The 19,103-nt window shown below is 59.7% G+C and carries 18 protein-coding genes; 8 read left to right on the top strand and 10 right to left on the bottom strand.

The features are described from left to right. Positions 1 to 4 precede the first annotated feature (4 nt). The 8 genes from PSH69_RS07805 to PSH69_RS07770 form a co-directional block, all read right to left on the bottom strand. Positions 5 to 1,573, bottom strand: a complete 1,569-nt coding sequence (locus tag PSH69_RS07805) for a flagellar hook-associated protein 3 (protein ID WP_305411586.1) — start codon at positions 1,571 to 1,573, stop codon at positions 5 to 7. Positions 1,574 to 1,586: 13 nt separating this feature from the next. After that, positions 1,587 to 3,647: a flagellar hook-associated protein FlgK gene (flgK, locus tag PSH69_RS07800; protein ID WP_305411585.1), complete on the bottom strand. Its 2,061-nt coding sequence runs from the start codon at positions 3,645 to 3,647 to the stop codon at positions 1,587 to 1,589. A gap of 23 nt (positions 3,648 to 3,670) precedes the next feature. Further along, positions 3,671 to 4,969: a flagellar assembly peptidoglycan hydrolase FlgJ gene (gene flgJ / locus PSH69_RS07795; RefSeq protein ID WP_305411584.1), complete on the bottom strand. Its 1,299-nt coding sequence runs from the start codon at positions 4,967 to 4,969 to the stop codon at positions 3,671 to 3,673. 11 nt (positions 4,970 to 4,980) lie between these two features. Next, positions 4,981 to 6,090, bottom strand: coding sequence for a flagellar basal body P-ring protein FlgI (locus PSH69_RS07790; protein ID WP_305411583.1), 1,110 nt, complete (start codon positions 6,088 to 6,090; stop codon positions 4,981 to 4,983). A 6-nt stretch (positions 6,091 to 6,096) separates the two neighbouring features. Continuing rightward, positions 6,097 to 6,792 carry a flagellar basal body L-ring protein FlgH gene (flgH, locus tag PSH69_RS07785; RefSeq protein ID WP_105339878.1) on the bottom strand — a complete coding sequence of 232 codons (696 nt, stop codon included), beginning with the start codon at positions 6,790 to 6,792 and terminating at the stop codon, positions 6,097 to 6,099. A gap of 52 nt (positions 6,793 to 6,844) precedes the next feature. Then, positions 6,845 to 7,630: a flagellar basal-body rod protein FlgG gene (gene flgG, locus PSH69_RS07780; RefSeq protein ID WP_305411582.1), complete on the bottom strand. Its 786-nt coding sequence runs from the start codon at positions 7,628 to 7,630 to the stop codon at positions 6,845 to 6,847. A gap of 45 nt (positions 7,631 to 7,675) precedes the next feature. After that, on the bottom strand, positions 7,676 to 8,416 hold the full coding sequence (locus tag PSH69_RS07775; protein ID WP_305411581.1) for a flagellar basal body rod protein FlgF: 741 nt from the start codon (positions 8,414 to 8,416) through the stop codon (positions 7,676 to 7,678). Positions 8,417 to 8,770: 354 nt separating this feature from the next. After that, complete coding sequence (locus PSH69_RS07770) at positions 8,771 to 10,330, bottom strand: sigma-54-dependent phenylalanine hydroxylase transcriptional regulator PhhR (RefSeq protein WP_007938551.1); 1,560 nt, start codon at positions 10,328 to 10,330, stop codon at positions 8,771 to 8,773. Between the two features lie 281 nt (positions 10,331 to 10,611). On the opposite strand from PSH69_RS07770, the gene phhA reads away from it, so the two are divergent. From phhA to PSH69_RS07740, 6 genes are all read left to right on the top strand, one after another. Beyond that, positions 10,612 to 11,397: a phenylalanine 4-monooxygenase gene (gene phhA / locus PSH69_RS07765; RefSeq protein WP_018929945.1), complete on the top strand. Its 786-nt coding sequence runs from the start codon at positions 10,612 to 10,614 to the stop codon at positions 11,395 to 11,397. A 105-nt stretch (positions 11,398 to 11,502) separates the two neighbouring features. Beyond that, positions 11,503 to 11,859: a 4a-hydroxytetrahydrobiopterin dehydratase gene (locus tag PSH69_RS07760; protein WP_018929944.1), complete on the top strand. Its 357-nt coding sequence runs from the start codon at positions 11,503 to 11,505 to the stop codon at positions 11,857 to 11,859. Then, positions 11,859 to 13,052 (top strand): amino acid aminotransferase, encoded by a 1,194-nt coding sequence (locus PSH69_RS07755; protein ID WP_370695234.1) that lies wholly within the window; start codon positions 11,859 to 11,861, stop codon positions 13,050 to 13,052. The genes PSH69_RS07760 and PSH69_RS07755 overlap by 1 nt, the downstream gene beginning before the upstream one ends. Positions 13,053 to 13,328: 276 nt before the next feature. Next, a complete protein-coding gene (locus PSH69_RS07750) occupies positions 13,329 to 13,460 on the top strand; it encodes a hypothetical protein (protein WP_007938543.1) in 132 nt (43 codons plus the stop codon). Between the two features lie 75 nt (positions 13,461 to 13,535). Beyond that, a complete protein-coding gene (locus PSH69_RS07745) occupies positions 13,536 to 13,718 on the top strand; it encodes a hypothetical protein (RefSeq protein WP_019579540.1) in 183 nt (60 codons plus the stop codon). Positions 13,719 to 13,822: 104 nt separating this feature from the next. Further along, positions 13,823 to 15,022 carry an MFS transporter gene (locus PSH69_RS07740; protein ID WP_019648074.1) on the top strand — a complete coding sequence of 400 codons (1,200 nt, stop codon included), beginning with the start codon at positions 13,823 to 13,825 and terminating at the stop codon, positions 15,020 to 15,022. Here the strand turns inward: PSH69_RS07740 and arfB are convergent. Next, positions 15,019 to 15,432: an alternative ribosome rescue aminoacyl-tRNA hydrolase ArfB gene (gene arfB, locus PSH69_RS07735; RefSeq protein ID WP_007938537.1), complete on the bottom strand. Its 414-nt coding sequence runs from the start codon at positions 15,430 to 15,432 to the stop codon at positions 15,019 to 15,021. The two genes, PSH69_RS07740 and arfB, sit on opposite strands and share 4 nt — an antisense overlap. Positions 15,433 to 15,533: 101 nt before the next feature. After that, complete coding sequence (locus PSH69_RS07730) at positions 15,534 to 16,946, bottom strand: amino acid permease (protein ID WP_064619561.1); 1,413 nt, start codon at positions 16,944 to 16,946, stop codon at positions 15,534 to 15,536. A gap of 947 nt (positions 16,947 to 17,893) precedes the next feature. Between PSH69_RS07730 and PSH69_RS07725 the strand changes: the two genes are divergently transcribed. Together PSH69_RS07725 and PSH69_RS07720 are read left to right on the top strand one after the other, a co-directional pair. Next, complete coding sequence (locus PSH69_RS07725; RefSeq protein ID WP_305411580.1) at positions 17,894 to 18,031, top strand: hypothetical protein; 138 nt, start codon at positions 17,894 to 17,896, stop codon at positions 18,029 to 18,031. A 67-nt stretch (positions 18,032 to 18,098) separates the two neighbouring features. After that, positions 18,099 to 19,064 carry a leucyl aminopeptidase gene (locus PSH69_RS07720; RefSeq protein WP_305411579.1) on the top strand — a complete coding sequence of 322 codons (966 nt, stop codon included), beginning with the start codon at positions 18,099 to 18,101 and terminating at the stop codon, positions 19,062 to 19,064. Positions 19,065 to 19,103 lie beyond the last annotated feature (39 nt).

Raw genomic sequence — 19,103 nt, 5'->3', positions numbered from 1 at the left:
TGACTCAGACTTTGTTGAACAGCCCCAACTGAGCGATCTTGCTGAACGCCAGTTGCGAAGCTTGCAGCATGGTCTGCTGCAGAGTCAGGCGGGTCATCACTTCAGCCGGATCGGAATCGCGAATGGCCGATTGGGTCTGGGTGTTGGCGAGTGCCAGACTCTGGTTGATATCAGTCTGGGTATCCAATGACGCACCGCGACCGCCTACAGAACTGATACCGGAGGCCAGTTGATCCATACCGCTGGACAGGTTGCCGATACCGGCAGTGACTGCAGCGTTCATTTGCTGAATGGCAATCGGATTATTATTGGTTGGCGTCGACAGCGCTGTTTTCAGCTGGCTGACGGTGTCCAGAATGTTTTGGGTCTGGTGCGTGTTGACCGCCACCGAGAACTGATCGCCTGCACCCGGCGTACCGGCCACGGTGAACGAGACACCCGATGCTGTCGCGGTCGTACCGGCCATGGTACCGGTGGACACCGGTTTACTGTTGACGGTCAATGGCGCGGCATAGAGTTCGAAGTTCGTGGCACTGGTGAACTTGAGAATCGCCCCGCCGCCCGGGAAGCTGGCGTGGTAGTTGGTGCTGTTGGTCACAGAGGCGCCTGTCACCAGCGCGGTCGACGGGTTGCCCGGGCTGCGCGAAGTGTTGAAGCTGTCCGGCTTGGCTGCCAGCGTGAAGCTGTGCCCGGTGATCACGGTTCCCGGGACATCCCCCGCTTGCAGGTTGATGTTCAAGTTCAGATCAATGCCACGGAAACTGACAGTCTGTGTGGCCGCACCACTGGTGGAACTGAACACGCCGTTCTGACTGGCCTCGGCGGTGACATCATTACCCAACGAGTCCGTAATTTGCAGCTGCGTACCGCTGACGAAACTCACGGTGTAAGGCTCGCCGCTGCGGAACTTGGTGTTATAGGTGACATCGGATTCAACCTGACCGTTGGACAGCACCACACGACCGTCATCGACCGCAGGCGCGGTGAGCGTGGTCTGAGTCCGGGTAGTGTTGATCGCCTGCTGGAACACGTCCCAACCGGTGCTGTTGGTGGCCATCGACTGGGTATCGCCGATTGGCAGATCCAGCGTGACCTGATCACCGTTGTAGGTGTAGCTGCCATCGGTGTTGCGGGAGAACGGCACCACATCGCCCTTGGATCCGGAGAAGATGTACTTGCCGTTTTCATCCTTGGTGTTCATCAGGCTGAGCAGTTGTTCTTCGATCTGCCCCAGTTCGGAAGCGTTGGCCTGGCGGTCGGCATCGGTATAGCCTGCGTTGCCAGCGCCCAGCGCCAGCTCTTTGGCACGCTGCAGCACGTTGCCGATACTGGTCATCACCGCTTCGGTCTGGCCGAGGGTGCCTTTGATGGTGGTCATGTTGGCCGAGTACTGATCAAGCATCGAAGCCTGCTGACCCAATTGCAGCAGACGCGAAGCGCCGACCGGATCATCCGCCGCGGTATTCACGCGAACCAGGCTGCTGGCCTCTTCGCTGCTCTTGACCACGTTGGAAAAATTCTTCTGATAGTTGGCAGCAGAGGACTCGTAAAACTGGGCGGTAGAAATGCGCATGGGCTACGACTCCTTAAAGACTGTTGATCAGTGTGCTGAAGATTTCCTGCGCAGCCTTGATGATCTGCGAAGACGCGGTGTAGTACTGCTGGTACTTGACCAGGTTGCCGGTTTCCTCATCGAGGTCGACACCGGACAACGAGTCGCGAGCGCCTTTGGCATTGGCCAAAATCGCGGTGGTCGCAGCACTGTCGAGCTTGCCCTGGGCCGCTTTGGCGCCGACGCCCGAGACCAGCTTGCCGTAGGCGTCGTTCAGGGAAATACCGTTACTGGCCGAACCGGTGTCCACGGTCTGCTTGGTCTGCAAGGCGGCCAGTGTGGTGCCGTTACGGTTGTCCAACGAACCCGGCTGGCTGAGCGAGACGTTGATCGCAGTACCGTTACCTGGCGAACCGGCCACGGTCATGTCGAACGACACGGTGCGCTGCACGATGGGCGGTCCCGGATCATTGATCGCGGCGCCGGTGCCGTCGACCAGTGGAATGGTCAGGCTCAGCGTATTGTTCTGGCCCGGCACGATGGTGCCGCTGCTGAGCGCGTTGCCTTGGGCATCGAGCATTTGGTAAGTCTGAGTCGTACCGCCAGCCGCACCGAACACGATTTTGACCGGCGTCGACGTCTTCAGGCCGTTCTGGAGCGTGGTGGTGGTCGCCGTGTCGTAGATATCGAACTTGGTGGTCAGGGCCGGTTGACCGCTGGCCGGAATCGTCAGTGTGCCGCTGCCGCCCGCAGCAATGGCCGCGCCCAACGGTGCCGCGATGGCCAGACGCTTGGAGTCGGTCATCTCGGTCTTGATGTTGGTCGCCGCGTTGCGGGTCGGGGTGATCTTGAACGTGTCGCCGGCGGCTGCGGTGCCACCGGAAAGTGTCATGGAGAAACCATCGATCACCGGCGGTGGCGTGGTCAGCGTGCTGAACGCGCCCATGGCGGTGCCTTCTGGCAGACGCTGCACGGTGTAGTTGGTGGCGCTGGTGAAGGTGACCTTGTAATCGTTGATGGTCAGCTTGCCGCTGTCCTCGATGCTCACATCGAAGTTGCCTGAGCCGGCGCTGTTACCGACCGTGGCAACGCTGCGCTGAGCCATTTGCGCTGCGGTGTTGATGCTATTGAACAGGTTCGAACCGAAGTCACCGTTCTTGTCGATGCCCTGGGCCTGGACGGTGTTCATCTGATCGGCGACGACCAGCGCCACACGCCCCAGTTCATTCATGGCCGGGTCCAGCACGGTGCTGCGATAACGCAGCAAGCCGCCCATCTCGCCACCGGTCATCACCGAGGTGATATCGATGGTGCTCGAACCTCGATTGAGCTGAATGGCCGAACGCGACGGATCGTCTTTGCTCGGCACCACTTCCAGCTTGCTGGCAGTGCTGCCCATGACCAGCGGTTGACCGCTGCCCAGGTAAATGTCGAGGTTGCCGTCACGCTCGATCACCTGCGCACCGGTGAAGGTGGACAACTGGCGCACGGTCTCGTTGCGCGCGTCGAGCAAGTCGTTGGGCTGGCCGCCGGCGTTGGAAACTTCGGAGATCTTCTGGTTCAACTGGGCCACGGTGGCCGCCAGTTTGTTAACCTGATCGGCCATGTCCGCCAGGTTACCGTTGATGTCCGCGTTCTGCGCGGTCAACTGGCTGGAGATCGAGTTGAAACGGTTACTCAGGGCTTGCGCATCGCTGAGCAGCAGTTGGCGGGAAGCATCGTCGCCCGGTTTCGCGTTGACGTTCTGTACCGAGGCGAAGAACTTGGTCAGGGCGCCGTTGAGGCCGGTACCGCTGTCCGACAGCAACTTATCGAGCGGGCTGATCTGTCCGGCATAGGCAGCCGAGTCGCTGTTGAGCGAGGTGGTGGTTTGCAGTTGCGCATCGAGGTAGCTGTTGTACACCCGACGCACATCGGCCAGGGTCGTACCGGTGCCGATGTAGACATTGCCGAACTGATTCGAGGCCTTGCTGCCCTGCACGGTTTGCTGACGCGAGTAGCCTGCGGTGTCGGCGTTGGCAATGTTGTTACCGGTCACCATCAACGCGCTTTGGCCAGCGGATAAACCCGACATCCCGATGTTGAGCAAACTCATGATTCAAACCTTATGCCTTGTGCCTATAAAGGCGTAGTGGAAGCGCCCGCTGCAGCGTAGTTTTGGTAACTCGTCATCTGCTTGGCTATCTGCGAAATCTTGCTTGCGTAATCCGGGTCGGTTGCATACCCGGCTTTTTGCAACTCGCGTACAAACTGTTCTGGGTTATCGGCCGACTTCAGCACATCTTGATAGCGATTGTTGCTTTGCAGCAGCGTCACAAGGTCATGGAAACTGTCCTTGTAAGAGGCGTAGGAACGGAACTCGGCCGTCTCCTTGACCATCTGGCCATTTCTGAATTCGCTGGTGATCGCCCGCGCCGAATCGCCCTTCCAGTTACCACTGGCCTTGATCCCGAACAGGTTGTGGCTACTGCTGCCATCCTGGGCGCGCATGACCGATTTGCCCCAACCGGTTTCCAGGGCGGCCTGAGCCACCAGGTAACGCGGATCGACACCGATACGGTCGGCGGCTTCTTTGGCCATTGGCAGCATGGTGTTGACGAATTCGTCGGCGGAGCTGAAGGCTTTCTTCGCCGGCGCCAGGGGGATTTGAGCCATGGCACGACCATAAATCTGCAGGCGCCCACTGGAGATCGTATCCGTTTGCGAAGCCAGCCAATCACCGTTGTACAGCGGGCCGGAACCGGTCGCGGTGCTCGTCGGCACCTGGATTTTGTTCTGCATTACGGTGGCGGTTGTCGCCGTGGTCGATGCCGATGGCACCAGCCCTGCGAGCAAACGGTCGGCCAGTTTCGGTGGCAGCGCCAGACGCCGCTGATTGATCAGCGCCATGTCATTGCGGTGAGTCCCCTCGCCCGCGTTCGCCGGCAACTTCACCGCGCGCGAAGCCCACAACGGACGCTCACCATTGAGGCGCGACAGCGGCCCGTTGGTGGCGACCGTACCGGCGGCAATCGGTGTTTCCACGGCGGCCTTCGCGGCGGCTTGCTTGGCGGCAGACGCTGCAGCAGCCTCGCCCGGTGCCAACGGTTTGTTCTTCGACATCTGGCGCATCAGCACGTCAGCCAGGCCGATACCGCCGCCTTCACGGGACAGGGAAACGGCCAACTGCTGGTCGTACATTTCCTGGTATTGCTTGGCTGCCGGCGTGTTGAGCGGATTATCCTGGCCCAGCGCTTCGGTGGCCGAGCGCATGGACTTGAGCATTTCGCCGAGGAACAGCGACTCGAATTCCTGCGCCACTTTGCGCATGTTCGCATCGCTGTTCTTGTCGCCGACCTTGAGCTGATTCAAACGATTCAGGTCCGAGTAGGAACCCGAATCGCTGCTGCTGACCAGACCGCTTTTGCGCATATCCATGATCGCCGTCCTCAGATCACGATCAGGTCGGCTTGCAACGCGCCGGCCTGTTTCAACGCTTCGAGGATCGCCATCAAGTCACCCGGCGCTGCGCCGACCTGGTTCACCGCACGAACGATCTCGTCGAGGGTGGTGCCCGGGCCGAACTTGAACATCGGCTTGGCTTCTTGCTGAGCGTTGACCCGCGAACGCGGCACGACCGCCGTCTGCCCGTTGGACAGAGGGCCGGGCTGGCTGACGATCGGGTCTTCGGTGATGGTCACGGTCAGGCTGCCGTGGGTCACGGCGGCCGGGGAAACCTTGACGTTCTGGCCAATCACGATGGTGCCGGTGCGCGAGTTGATGATGACTTTCGCCACCGCCTGGCCCGGATCGACTTCGAGGTTTTCGAGGATCGACAAATAGTCGACCCGCTGGCTCGGATCGAGTGGCGCGGTCACGCGGATCGAGCCGCCATCGATGGCCTGAGCGACGCCAGGGCCAAGCATGTCGTTGATCTTGTCGACGATGCGCTTGGCCGTGGTGAAGTCCGAACGGTTGAGGTTCAGGGTCAGGCTGTTGCCCTGATTGAAGCCGCTCGGCACGGCACGCTCGACCGACGCACCGCCGGGGATACGACCGGCCGACGGAACGTTGACGGTGATCTTCGAACCGTCACGACCTTCGGCATCGAAACCTCCGACCACCAGGTTGCCCTGAGCGACGGCGTAGACGTTGCCATCGATACCTTTGAGTGGCGTCAACAGCAAGGTGCCGCCGCGCAGGCTCTTGGAGTTACCGATGGACGCTACGGTGATGTCTATCTGCTGACCTGGCTTGGCGAACGCTGGCAAATCGGCGCTGATCGACACGGCCGCAACGTTCTTCAATTGCACGTTGCCGGAACCTGCCGGCACCTTGATGCCGAACTGCGAGAGCATGTTGTTGAAGGTCTGCAGGGTGAACGGGGTCTGGGTCGTCTGGTCACCGGTGCCGTTAAGCCCGACCACCAGGCCATAGCCGATCAATTGGTTGGAACGCACGCCGGAAATACTGGCGATGTCCTTCAGCCGTTCGGCTTGAGCATCGAAGGCTGCGCACAGCAAAAGAGCGCCCACCATCAGGTGTTTAAGATTCAACATAGCCACCTAGAAAGGGAACAGCGGGCTGAGGAAGAAACGGTCGAACCAGCCTGGCTGACTCGCATCGGCAAACGCACCGGTGCCCGAATAGGTGATGCGTGCATCGGCGACGCGGGTCGACGACACGGTGTTATCGGTGGCGATGTCATCGGCACGAACGAGGCCGGCAATCCGTACCAGTTCGTCACCGGTGTTGAGGGTCAGCCACTTCTCGCCGCGCACGGCGATGATGCCGTTGGGCAACACATCGGCAACGGTCACGGTGATCGAACCGGTCAGGCTGTTGCTCTGGCCGGACTTGCTGTCGCCCTTCGTCGAGCGGTCGGCGCTATAGCCGGCGTTCAGACTCAGGTCATTGCCACCGACCGGGTTATTGGTGGTCAGACTGGAGCCGAACAACGAGGTCAGGCCGATCTTGTTGTCACTGTTCTTGTCCATCTGCGAGTTGGCGTTCTTGCTCGCCTGGGTGCGCTCGTTCAGGGTGATGGTGATGATGTCACCGACCCGGAATGCCTTGCGGTCGCTGTACAGGTTCTGTTCGAAACCGGCCTGGTAGATCGAGCCGTTATTGGCGGCAGCCGGCAGCGGCGTGCGCGGCAACACCGGGGCGTAGTAAGGGTCATTGGGCCTGGGCGGCGGGGCAACGCAACCCGCGAGCACGACGACCCCACTCAGTGCCAGAACAGATACAAAGCGATTCATGACCCTACCTCACGGTATTGCAGGCGACCTCATGGCCGCCTCATAGACTTGATTACAGATTCTGCGTTACGAACGAGAGCATCTGGTCGGCGGTGGAGATCACCTTGGAGTTCATCTCGTAGGCGCGCTGAGTGGTGATCATGTTGACCATCTCTTCAACGGTACTGACGTTGGACGTTTCCAGAGTGTTCTGCAGCGTGGTGCCGAAACCGGCCAGGCCCGGGGTGCCGACTTGCGGCGCACCACTGGCAGCGGTTTCCAGGAACAGGTTGTTACCCACCGCTTGCAGGCCGGCCGGGTTGATGAAGTCGGCGGTTTGCAGGTTGCCGATCACCTGGGAGGTGGGGTTGCCGGCAATGGTGATGGACACGGTGCCGTCACGACCAACGGTGAACGTCTGGGCGTTGTTCGGAATGACAATGGCCGGCTCCAGGGCGAAGCCGCTGGCGTTGACGATCTGGCCGTTGGAGTCCAGGTGGAAGGTACCGTCACGGGTGTAGGACGTGGTGCCATCGGGCTGCAGAATCTGAAAGAAACCACGACCGTCGATGGCCATGTCCAGTGGCTGCTCGGTGGTTTGCAGGCTACCGGCGGTAAAGTTTTTCTGGGTGCCGACGATGCGCACACCGGTACCCACTTGCAGACCCGACGGCAATTCGCTGTCCTGGGTCGACTGGGCGCCTGGCTGGCGTTTGATCTGATACAGCAAGTCCTGGAACTCGGCGCGGTCACGCTTGAAACCCGTGGTCGATACGTTCGCCAGGTTGTTGGAAATGGTGGTGAGGTTGGTGTCCTGGGCGGACAGACCTGTTTTGGCAACCCATAGAGCCGGAAGCATTCGATTCTCCTCGTGCGCCTGTTTTACGGCGCGACGTTCTGATAATTAGCTGATCTGCAAGACCCGAGCCATGGCCTGGTCATCGTCTTTGGCGGTGTTCATCATCTTGATGTGCAGCTCGAACTGCTTGGCCAGCGCCAGCACCGAAGTCATTTCTTCCACGGCGTTGACGTTGCTCGACTCGAGGAATCCGGACACCAGTTTGACGTTGGCATCGGCTTGCGCCGGCTTGCCGTCCTTGGTGTGGATCGAACCGTCCAGGCCTTTGGTCATGTTCTTGAAGTCCGGGTTGACCAGTTTGATGCGGTCGACTTCGGCCATCACCCGCGGGCCTTCACCCATCGCACGGATGCTGACGGTGCCGTCTTCGCCAACTTCGATCTGCTGCTCGGGCGGCACGGCAATCGGCCCGCCATTGCCCATCACCGGCATGCCGTTGCCGGCGCGCAGCACGCCCAGCGCATCAACGTTCAGACTGCCGGTGCGCACGTAGCTCTCACCGCCATCGGGGTTCTGCACGGCGATCCAGCCGTTGCCTTGCACCGCGACATCGAGATCACGACCGGTTTCCACCAGGGCGCCCGGGGAGAAGTCGGTGGCCGGACGTTCGCTCATGGCAAACGCACGCGCCGGAAAGCTGTCACCAAACACCGGCATCGAACGGGCCTGCTCCAGGTCCTTCTGAAAACCATTGGTAGAGATGTTCGCCAGGTTGTTGGCATGAGCCTTCTGCGCCAGTGCATTCTGGCTGGCGCCGGTCATTGCCACATAAAGGTACTTGTCCACACTCTTTCCTCTGCATGCCGGACGTTTGCCGCCCACCGCTGTACTGCTGAGCCATAAGCAATTTGCAGACCAACTTTTTTCTGGCGGCGCCGGGCCCGGCAAACAAAGGACTTGAGGGGTTTAGAGGGGATTGGGGGAATGTATCGAAGACGAAAAACCGGCGGTGTCATGCCGCCAAGAGGCAAGGATCAGCCTGGACGCTGATCGTTCCCCTGTGGCGAGGGAGCTTGCTCCCGCTGGGCTGCGCAGCAGCCTCAAAAATGACAACCGAATTATTGCAGGCAGATCGCGCAGGTAGGTTTTGCGGCCGCTTCGCGCCCGAGCGGGAGCAAGCTCCCTCGCCACAAAAGCCGCTTAGCCGGGCTCTTTGCCGACCTCATACTCGCGCAACTTATTGGCAATGGTGGTATGGGAAACCCCCAGCCGCTTGCCTAGTTGCCGACTGCTCGGATACTCGGAATACAAGCGCTCCAACACCGCCTTCTCGAAGCGCCCGACAATCTCGTCCAGCCCGCCCTCAAGGGAAAAATCGCCAAGCGGCTGACGCACGCCGTAGTCCGGCAGGCGAATGTGCTCGGCTTTGACCGTGCCGCCCTCGCACAGGGAAACCGCCTGAAACAGCACGTTTTCCAACTGCCGCACGTTACCCGGCCAGTGATAGTGACTGAGCCGTTCCATCGCCGCCGGCGCCAGTTTCGGCAGTGGGCAACCGATCTGTCGACTGGCCTGATCGAGGAAGTGCTCCACCAGCGGCGCCAGTCCGTCGAGGCATTCGCGCAGTGGCGGGATGTGCAGCGAGAGCACGTTCAAGCGGTGGTACAAGTCCTGGCGAAATTCACCGCGAGCACACAGCTCGGACAAGTCCACCTGAGTCGCGCAGATCACCCGCACATCCAGATAGACCTCTTCATCGCTGCCGACACGACGGAAGCAACCGTCCTGCAAAAAGCGCAGCAATTTCACCTGCAAGCGCGGGCTCATTTCGCCGACGCCATCGAGAAACAACGTACCGCCCGCCGTCAGCTCCAGGAGCCCGAGCTTGCCTTCGGCCCGCGCCCCTTCGAAGGCGCCGGGGCCGTAGCCGAACAACTCGGTCTCGGCCATGGACTCTGGCAGGCCGGCGCAGTTGAGCGCCATCAGCGGCGATTGCCCACGCGGGCTCGCCAGGTGACAGGCCCGCGCCAACAACTCTTTGCCGGTGCCGGTTTCGCCTTCGATCAATAGCGGCGCATCCAGTGGTGCCATGCGCCGCGCTTCGCGAACCACCGCCGCCATCACTTTCGAGCTTTGGAAAATGCTGTCGAAGCCGCGCAACTCCTGTTTGCGCACGTTATAGATGCGCTCGCCCACCCGGTCCGCCCGGTGCAGCGTCAACACCGCACCGGCCATGGCCTCGCTTTCGTCGTGCTCCGATTGCAGCGGCGCGATGTCGGCGAGAAACACGTCACCCTTGACCTTCACCCGCAAGCCGTTGATCCGCGACTTGTTGGCGCGCACCAGTTCCGGCAAGTCGAAGTCTTCGGCATACCGCGACAACGGAATCCCCGGCACCTCATCCACCCGCACCCCAAGCAACTGCGCCGCCGCACGGTTGGCCGCGACGATGGAACCGCCCATGTCGATCGACAGCACCGGAAACTCCAGGGCACCGAGCAACGCATTGAGCTCCATGTGCCGACGCTCGCTGGGCATCAGCCCTACACGCTTGACGCCGAATACCCCACCAATCGCCTCGAACTTCGGTCGCAACGCCTGGAACTGAATGTTGATCAGGTTCGGGCAGTGCAGATAGATCGCATTGCCATGCTCACCACCCACCTCGCCGCGAGCGACGTTGATCCCGTACTCGACCAACAGGTTGAGAATGTCGCGCAGGATACCGATGCGGTTCTGGCAGTGGACTTTGATACGCATATAAAGGCTCGTAACAGCGGTGATCGAGGCCCGGCGCAAGGAATTTTCTGCGCGAGCACCAAGTTAGTCGTCAAGATTATGTGACACCCGCAGGCCATTTCAAACCCGTAAATATCAATACTTGCGCCACAGCAGCCAATACGTAACGAATACTTTACGAATAACGCGGATTTTTCCTACGCAAGACGCGGCTCACCTGCTGCAACACCGAACACCTTGGGGTATTTCTAGGTCCATAGCTGTACACACAACAAGAACGATTCCCCTAGCAGGAGAGCAGCATGAAGCAGACGCAATACGTGGCTCGCGAGCCCGATGCGCAAGGTTTTATCGACTACCCCGCTGAAGAACACGCGGTGTGGAACACGCTGATCACTCGCCAACTGAAAGTGGTCGAGGGCCGTGCGTGCCAGGAATACCTGGACGGTATCGAAAAACTCGGTCTGCCCCACGACCGCATTCCGCAACTCGGCGAAATCAACAAAGTCCTCGGTGAAACCACCGGCTGGCAAGTTGCCCGGGTGCCCGCGCTGATTCCCTTCCAGACCTTTTTCGAATTGCTGGCGAACAAGCAGTTTCCGGTAGCGACCTTTATTCGTACCCGCGAAGAGCTGGATTACCTGCAAGAGCCGGACATTTTCCACGAGATCTTCGGCCACTGCCCGCTGCTGACCAACCCCTGGTTCGCCGAATTCACCCACACCTACGGCAAACTCGGCCTACAGGCTTCCAAGGAAGAACGCGTGTATCTGGCGCGCCTGTACTGGATGACCATCGAGTTCGGCCTGGTCGACACGCCGCAGGGCTTGCGCATCTATGGCGGCGGTATTCTGTCCTCGCCGAAAGAAACCGTTTATGCCCTGTCGGACGCGCCTGAGCATCAGGCCTTCGACCCACTGGAATGCATGCGTACGCCTTATCGCATCGACATTCTGCAACCGCTGTACTTTGTCTTGCCGAACCTCAAGCGCCTGTTCGATCTGGCCCACGAAGACATCATGGGCATGGTCAAGCAAGGTATGCAGCTGGGGTTGCACGCACCGAAATTTCCGCCAAAAGCTGCGTGACCCGCGCCTTTTGGCATCAAGTGAGTCTGTTACGGATCGCCGCTTTGCTTTAGCGTGGTCCCACTGACGACCGTTTTTCAAAACACTCGATTTCAGGAACACATCATGTCCACATTGAACCAAGCCCATTGCGAAGCCTGCCGCGCCGATGCCCCTCAGGTCAGCGACGAAGAATTGCCGATCCTGATCAAGCAGATCCCTGACTGGAACATCGAAGTGCGCGACGGTGTGATGCAGTTGGAAAAAGTTTTCCTGTTCAAGAACTTCAAGCACGCGCTGGCGTTCACCAACGCCGTTGGCGAAATCTCCGAGGCCGAAGGTCACCACCCGGGCCTGCTGACCGAGTGGGGCAAAGTCACCGTGACCTGGTGGAGCCACTCCATCAAGGGCCTGCACCGCAACGACTTCATCATGGCCGCGCGCACTGACGAAGTGGCCAAAGACGCCGAGGGCCGCAAATAATGCATTTCGACGCCATCGGCCGAGTACCCGGCGACCCGATTCTCGGCCTGATGGAGGCCTATGCGCAGGACCCCAATCCGCGCAAGTTCGACCTTGGCGTGGGGGTCTACAAAGACGCCCAGGGCCTGACGCCGATCCTTGAAGCGGTGAAGCTTGCCGAGCAGCGCCTGGTGGATCGCCAGGCCACCAAGACTTACATCGGCGGCCACGGCGATGCGGCGTTCGGCAAAGTCATCAACGAGCTTGTGCTGGGTGCTGATTCGGCGCTGATCGCCGAACAACGGGCCGGCGCCACCCAAACTCCGGGCGGCACCGGTGCGCTGCGCTTGAGCGCCGACTTCATCGCCCAATGCCTGCCGGGCCGTGGCGTGTGGCTGAGCAGCCCGACCTGGCCGATCCACGAAACGATTTTCGCGACGGCCGGGGTCAAGGTCAGTCACTACCCGTACGTGGGCAGCGATAACCGTCTCGACGTCGAAGCGATGCTCGAAGTGCTCAATCAAGCACCGAAGGGCGATGTGGTGCTGCTGCACGCCTGCTGCCACAACCCGACCGGTTTCGACCTGTCCCATGACGATTGGCGCCGGGTGCTGGACGTAGTGCGTAGTCGCGACTTGCTGCCTCTGATCGACTTCGCCTATCAGGGCTTCGGCGACGGCCTGGAGCAAGATGCCTGGTCGACCCGGCTGTTCGCCGCCGAGTTGCCGGAAGTGCTGATCACCAGTTCCTGCTCGAAGAACTTCGGCCTGTACCGCGACCGCACCGGCGCGCTGATTGTCTGCGCGCAAACCGCCGACAAGCTGGTGGACATCCGCAGCCAACTGGCCAACATCGCCCGCAACCTGTGGTCGACACCGCCGGATCACGGCGCCGCCGTCGTCGCGACCATCCTTGGCGATCCAGAGCTGAAAAGCCGCTGGGCCGACGAAGTGGAAGCCATGCGTTTGCGCATCGCCCAGCTGCGCAGTGGCCTGATCGAAGCGCTTGAACCCCACGGCTTGCGCGAGCGGTTTGCGCACATTGGCGTGCAACGCGGGATGTTTTCCTACACCGGTTTGTCGCCGGAGCAGGTCAAGCAACTGCGCGAACATCACAGTGTGTACATGGTCAGCTCAGGCCGGGCGAACGTGGCGGGGATCGATGCGACACGCCTGGACCTGCTGGCCGAGGCCATCGCTGACGTCTGCAAGTAACCCCTCCCACCGATCGTTCCCACGCTCCGCGTGGGAATGCCTCATTGGACGCTCTGCGTCCGCTGTTGGGACGCGGAGCGTCCCGGGCTGCGTTCCCACGCAAAGCGTGGGAACGATCAATTGAGCCTATCCCATTGACTTGTCTAGACAATCCCATCCGTCGTAACAATTGGATATAAAATCTATTTGTCATTTTTCCTGCTGTATCCTGCCCAGGCTTTTTTAAAAGCGCGGATCTACCAGATCTATCAACAGACTTAGCGAGGAGCGCGAAACATGCACGAGATCCCTAATCTCCCCTTCCCAAGCCTGCACGAAACTGAGCAGACAACCACGCAACAAGCCGGCGCCCAACAGCCCGAGCCGAAAGAAGCGCCTGAACGCCGCCAGGCCGACAGAGAAGACTGATACACCTGCAATGCCAGACCGTGTGGAAAGCGCTAACATGCGCTTTCCACACTGCCTGAACCGCGAGCCCGCACCATGAGCGATGATTTCACTGAAGCCCAGGCCAGCGTCCTGATCGGCACCGCCGAGAAGATGATCGACATCTGGAATCGCCTTTCCCCCGAGAAACAAGCCGCCCTGCTGGCCCGCTTCGGCAGCGAAGAAAATGCCCTGGCCGCCCTGGTCACGACGCAACTGGTCGCCCCCGCAAAATCCTGATTCATCCCGTTCGGCAATTAGTTTTACTTTTTCACGCCCTGCGACCGTCCACGCCGCTATCATAAGCAGCCTATCTATCATGCTGCCCCGTGGACCTTTTACCCATGTCTGAAACCCAGCGCCCCCTGGCGGTCACGCTGCAAGTCGTTTCCATCGTCCTGTTCACTTTCATCGGTTACCTCAATATCGGTATTCCCCTGGCCGTATTGCCGGGCTACGTCCACAGCGACCTCGGCTTCGGCGCGGTGATCGCCGGGCTGGTGATCAGCGTGCAATACCTGGCCACCCTCCTCAGCCGCCCTTACGCCGGGCGCATCATCGATAACAAGGGCAGCAAACTGGCGGTGATGTATGGTCTCGCCGGCTGTGGTTTGAGCGGGGTGTTCATGCTGATTTCGGCCTGGACGCAGAGCCTGCCGATACTGAGTTTGATCAGCCTGTTGATTGGCCGCCTGATACTCGGCAGCGCGGAAAGCCTGGTCGGCTCCGGGTCGATCGGCTGGGGCATCGGCCGGGTCGGCGCGGCGAACACCGCCAAGGTCATCTCCTGGAACGGCATTGCCAGTTACGGCGCGTTGGCGGTCGGCGCACCACTGGGGGTACTGCTGGTGAGTCAATTGGGTTTGTGGAGCATGGGCGTGAGCATCATGCTGCTGGCCGTGCTGGGCGTGGCGCTGGCCTGGCCGAAAACCGCGGCACCGATTGTCGCCGGTGAGCGTTTGCCGTTCATGCATGTGCTGGGACGGGTGTTCCCTCATGGCTGCGGCCTGGCACTGGGTTCCATCGGCTTTGGCACCATCGCGACCTTCATCACCCTGTATTACGCCACTCAGCATTGGTCCAACGCGGTGCTGTCCCTGAGTTTGTTCGGTGCCAGTTTCATTGGCGCGCGACTACTGTTCGGCAACCTGATCAACCGCCTCGGCGGCTTTCGCGTGGCGATTGCCTGCCTCTCGGTGGAAACCCTCGGGCTGTTGCTGCTGTGGCTGGCGCCAGATGCTCATTGGGCACTGGCCGGTGCGGCGCTGAGCGGTTTCGGCTTTTCGCTGGTGTTCCCGGCCTTGGGCGTGGAAGCGGTCAATCTGGTGCCGGCCTCCAGCCGTGGCGCAGCAGTTGGGGCCTATTCGCTGTTTATCGATTTGTCACTGGGGATTACCGGACCGCTGGCGGGTGCGATTGCTGCAGGATTCGGCTTTGCCTCGATCTTCCTGTTCGCCGCCCTCGCCGCTTTGAGCGGATTGATGTTGAGCGTTTACTTGTACCGACAGGCGCCCAAGTATCGGGAAGAGCGTGAAGCCCGCTAGAAATCCACCTTGCCACGCCCGGCCTTGATGCTGCCGCGCTTGGTCTTGGATTCGAGCCGACGCTTTTTCGAGCCCAGCGTCGGCTTGGTCGGACGGCGTTTCTTTTCCACTTTGGTAGCGCTGAGGATCAACTCGGTCAGACGCTCCAGCGCATCGGCGCGGTTCTGCTCCTGCGTGCGGTATTGCTGGGCCTTGATGATCAACACCCCTTCGCTGGTGATGCGACTGTCGCGCAACGCCAGCAGCCGTTCCTTGTAAAACTCGGGCAGGGACGAAGCCGGAATATCGAAGCGCAGGTGCACCGCACTGGAGACCTTGTTGACGTTCTGCCCACCGGCGCCCTGGGCGCGAATGGCCGTCAACTCGATCTCGGCATCCGGCAGATGCACGTTGTTGGAAATCACCAGCATGGAAAAAGGTCCGGTATCAGGACCGCCAGAATACCCCGGCTTTCGCATCCTCCACAAAAAACCCGGCACTTTGGCCGGGTTTATCGTTTCTGCGCGTTGCGTTATTTCACCGCAACCTGCAACGCCTGCTGGGCGCTGCGCTTGTTTTTGATGCCGTAGCAGATCCACATGAACGCGACCCACACCGGAATCGCATACACCGAGACCTGGATGCCCGGGATCAGCAGCATCACGCCGAGGATGAACACCACGAACGCCAGGCAGATGTAGTTGCCGTACGGGTACCACAGGGCCTTGAACAGCGGCGTCTGCCGGGTCTTGTTCATGTGCTGGCGGAACTTGAAGTGCGAGAAGCTGATCATCGCCCAGTTGATCACCAGGGTCGCAACCACCAACGACATCAACAGTTCCAGCGCGTTTTGCGGGATCAGGTAGTTCAGCAACACCGCGATCAACGTCACAGCGGCCGACGCCAGGATCGAACGTACCGGCACGCCACGCTTGTCGATCTTCGACAAGGCTTTCGGCGCATCGCCCTGCTCGGCCATGCCCAGCAGCATGCGGCTGTTGCAGTAAGTACCGCTGTTGTACACCGACAGCGCCGCGGTCAGGACCACGAAGTTGAGGATATGCGCGGCGGTGTTGCTGCCGAGCATCGAGAACACCTGCACGAACGGGCTGCCGCTATAGGCATCGCCAGACGCATTCAGTGTCGTCAGCAGGCTGTCCCAAGGGGTCAGCGACAACAGGACCACCAGCGCACCGATGTAGAAAATCAGGATCCGGTAGATCACCTGGTTGATGGCTTTCGGGATCACGGTTTTCGGCTTGTCGGCTTCAGCGGCGGTGAAACCGAGCATTTCCAGGCCACCGAAGGAAAACATGATGATCGCCATGGCCATCACCAGACCGCTGACACCGTTCGGGAAGAAGCCACCGTGGGACCACAGGTTGGTTACCGAGGCTTGCGGGCCGCCGTTACCGCTGACCAGCAAATAGCTGCCCAGGGCAATCATACCGACGATCGCCACGACCTTGATGATCGCGAACCAGAACTCGGCCTCACCGAAGACTTTGACGTTGGCCAGGTTGATCGCGTTGATCAGCACGAAGAACGCAGCAGCGGAGACCCAGGTCGGGATATCCGGCGCCCAGTAGTGGATGTATTTGCCGACCGCGGTCAGCTCCGACATGCCCACCAGGATGTACAGAATCCAGCAGTTCCAGCCCGACAGGAAACCGGCAAAACCACCCCAGTATTTATGCGCGAAGTGGCTGAAGGAACCGGCCACCGGCTCTTCGACGATCATTTCGCCCAGCTGGCGCATGATCATGAAGGCGATGAAGCCGCAAATGGCGTAGCCGAGAATCATCGACGGGCCGGCGGATTTGAGCACGCCGGCCGAGCCGAGGAACAACCCGGTACCGATCGCGCCGCCGAGGGCGATCAGTTGAATATGGCGATTTTTCAGGCCGCGTTTAAGCTCGCCTGAATGCGAGTTTTGTCCACTCATGAAAAGGGTCTCACGCAAGGTTTGATGATGTTCAGTAGACGTTGCTGCAAGGTTGCGATTTCAAGCAGCGCCGATCAAACCCCAGCGCAGGCACCAGGAGTTCAGCGTTTTTACGACAGTCATGCGTCACCTGTTTGTTTTTATCTGTGACGAAATCGAACCCGACACGCTCGTGACGCGGCGGAGTGAACAAGGCGGATAGCCTTGAGGTTTGCGCTGTTGCGCAGAGGGTCACAGTTAAAACGCGGCGCATTGTACACCGCTAACCCCCTGCTGCCAGACACCGCTGGATCAGCGCGTCGGTTGCCGGGATTGCCTGTGTCCGCCTCGAAGGTCTCGGGCGGCTGCAAAAATTGAGTCAGACCTTTGCAGGTCTTCGACGGGGGCAGCGGAAAAATCGCCCCACGGAGAGAGATGGAGATGAGTCACGGCGTTCATTGCGCCTCCTTCTTGTTATGCACCTGCACGACAGGCATGGGGCGCATCTCACCTTTCAATCGAGGCTGAGACAAGCGCGCCAGAGCCCTTGAACAGCGCCATCGTGGCGGCGGACGGCAGGTTTTCCTTACAGCCCTTTCCACAGCGGCATTCCATGGGGTTTGAGCACGCTTTTCGTAAGGATTTATTTACAGCGCGTAACGCATGCTTTCCAAATCAGATCCAGAGAACCGTCGACTGTAAATTGACGATAGGAAGCTTCCTAAGGAGTTTTCTGACTTAGTTTTCTGTTTTTTATTAGGAAATTTGCTTTTTTTAAAATGGAATAATTAGTTCAAATGAAAATTGTTTAATTATTTTTTTGCAATTCAAAAACCTGTGAAGTAGGTTTTCAGCGACTTGCCGAGCCGCATCGACCGGCAAGTTGACGCGCTCTTCAATGAATGAAAAACGCGCCACTGTTTTTACCGAAGCTGTTCTTACCGTAAAAGTCATCTAGGAGATTCACCATGCAAGCACTGGACAAAGACTTGGACACTGAACTGCAACTCGACGATTGGTTTGAAGCACCGCCCCATGAAGCCGCCGTTGAAATGATGCAAGCCGACGCGGTTGTTCCGTTCGGCACGGCGATGTGGCCTCTGTAAGACATCCCGGCGGGCATGATCCGGCCGGTCGTGCCCGCCACTTACCAGGTTTGTCAGGGAGGACTCCATGGATAAGCAGCGTGCCATCTCGCATTTCCTTTACTACCTCGAACATCACCCAGCCGTTGCCGGCATCAACCCGGCGAAGGTCTTGCTCGGCCATACCGCTGATTACGAGGCGCTGACCGGCGCCATCGCCGAACAGGCCGGCAACAGCCCAAGGTTCAGCTTCAGCGCGATGCGTCTGGACCTCGAGCCCACCGAATTGCGGGCCAAGGCGATTGTCGACAGCGATCTGTACATCTTCTTCTACGACTCTTCCACCCTGCCCAACCCGCGTCCCGACGGCCCGGACTTTGTCCGCGCGTTGCAAGGCGTGATGGCGGAAAACTGGAAGAAGTCGCTGCTGTTCAAGGATTACGGCGATTACTTCTACGACACGTTCAGTGTCACGCCGCAGCGGATTGCCGGGCTGAACAGCCATTTGATCCAGCGCATGTCCCAAGCCACCACTTTAAGTTTCAAAGATGATCATGGCTCGTGGTTCGAAACACCGTTGAGCAGTATCAAGAAGTGGACCGACATCAACGGTGTCGGCAACTTCGATCTGGCGCCCGGCGAGATTGCCACCCATAGCGAGGCGATAAATGGCCGAGTGAAGTTCATGGGGACGTTCCTCAGCACGATTCCGTTTGCCCGCAAGTACGGCGTACTCGCGTCACCGCTGGAGTTGTGGATCGAGAACTCGACCATCAGCAAAATCGCCACCGACGTGCCGGGGCTGGAACATGACTTCAACAAGTACCTGGACGCCAATCCGTCCAATCGACGCATCGAGGAGTTGGGGATCGGCACCAACGAAGGTGTGAAAGAGTTGTATGCGCGCAATGCCGGGTTCGAGGAACGTCATTGCGGGCTGCACTTGGGGTTGGGCGAAGGCGCCAAGGGCAGCCATCATCTGGACCTGATCTTCTCTGGCGGCGTGTTGGCGCTGGATGACGAGCCGGTGTTTGATCGGCGGTTTGTGTTTTAACCCAAGGCTTTCGGCGATACAGATGACGCGCTGATCGTT

This window comes from Pseudomonas sp. FP1740, from assembly GCF_030687165.1.
Lineage (GTDB): Bacteria > Pseudomonadota > Gammaproteobacteria > Pseudomonadales > Pseudomonadaceae > Aquipseudomonas.
This window is presented reverse-complemented; position numbering and strand designations above follow the sequence as displayed.

Coding starts and splice junctions, on each gene's coding strand:
- PSH69_RS07805 (WP_305411586.1), bottom strand. CDS start 1,573: ATGCGCATTTCTACCGCCCAGTTTTACGAGTCCTCTGCTGCCAACTAT.
- flgK (WP_305411585.1), bottom strand. CDS start 3,647: ATGAGTTTGCTCAACATCGGGATGTCGGGTTTATCCGCTGGCCAAAGC.
- flgJ (WP_305411584.1), bottom strand. CDS start 4,969: ATGGATATGCGCAAAAGCGGTCTGGTCAGCAGCAGCGATTCGGGTTCC.
- PSH69_RS07790 (WP_305411583.1), bottom strand. CDS start 6,090: ATGTTGAATCTTAAACACCTGATGGTGGGCGCTCTTTTGCTGTGCGCA.
- flgH (WP_105339878.1), bottom strand. CDS start 6,792: ATGAATCGCTTTGTATCTGTTCTGGCACTGAGTGGGGTCGTCGTGCTC.
- flgG (WP_305411582.1), bottom strand. CDS start 7,630: ATGCTTCCGGCTCTATGGGTTGCCAAAACAGGTCTGTCCGCCCAGGAC.
- PSH69_RS07770 (WP_007938551.1), bottom strand. CDS start 10,330: ATGCGTATCAAAGTCCACTGCCAGAACCGCATCGGTATCCTGCGCGAC.
- phhA (WP_018929945.1), top strand. CDS start 10,612: ATGAAGCAGACGCAATACGTGGCTCGCGAGCCCGATGCGCAAGGTTTT.
- PSH69_RS07760 (WP_018929944.1), top strand. CDS start 11,503: ATGTCCACATTGAACCAAGCCCATTGCGAAGCCTGCCGCGCCGATGCC.
- PSH69_RS07755 (WP_370695234.1), top strand. CDS start 11,859: ATGCATTTCGACGCCATCGGCCGAGTACCCGGCGACCCGATTCTCGGC.
- PSH69_RS07750 (WP_007938543.1), top strand. CDS start 13,329: ATGCACGAGATCCCTAATCTCCCCTTCCCAAGCCTGCACGAAACTGAG.
- PSH69_RS07745 (WP_019579540.1), top strand. CDS start 13,536: ATGAGCGATGATTTCACTGAAGCCCAGGCCAGCGTCCTGATCGGCACC.
- PSH69_RS07740 (WP_019648074.1), top strand. CDS start 13,823: ATGTCTGAAACCCAGCGCCCCCTGGCGGTCACGCTGCAAGTCGTTTCC.
- arfB (WP_007938537.1), bottom strand. CDS start 15,432: ATGCTGGTGATTTCCAACAACGTGCATCTGCCGGATGCCGAGATCGAG.
- PSH69_RS07730 (WP_064619561.1), bottom strand. CDS start 16,946: ATGAGTGGACAAAACTCGCATTCAGGCGAGCTTAAACGCGGCCTGAAA.
- PSH69_RS07725 (WP_305411580.1), top strand. CDS start 17,894: ATGCAAGCACTGGACAAAGACTTGGACACTGAACTGCAACTCGACGAT.
- PSH69_RS07720 (WP_305411579.1), top strand. CDS start 18,099: ATGGATAAGCAGCGTGCCATCTCGCATTTCCTTTACTACCTCGAACAT.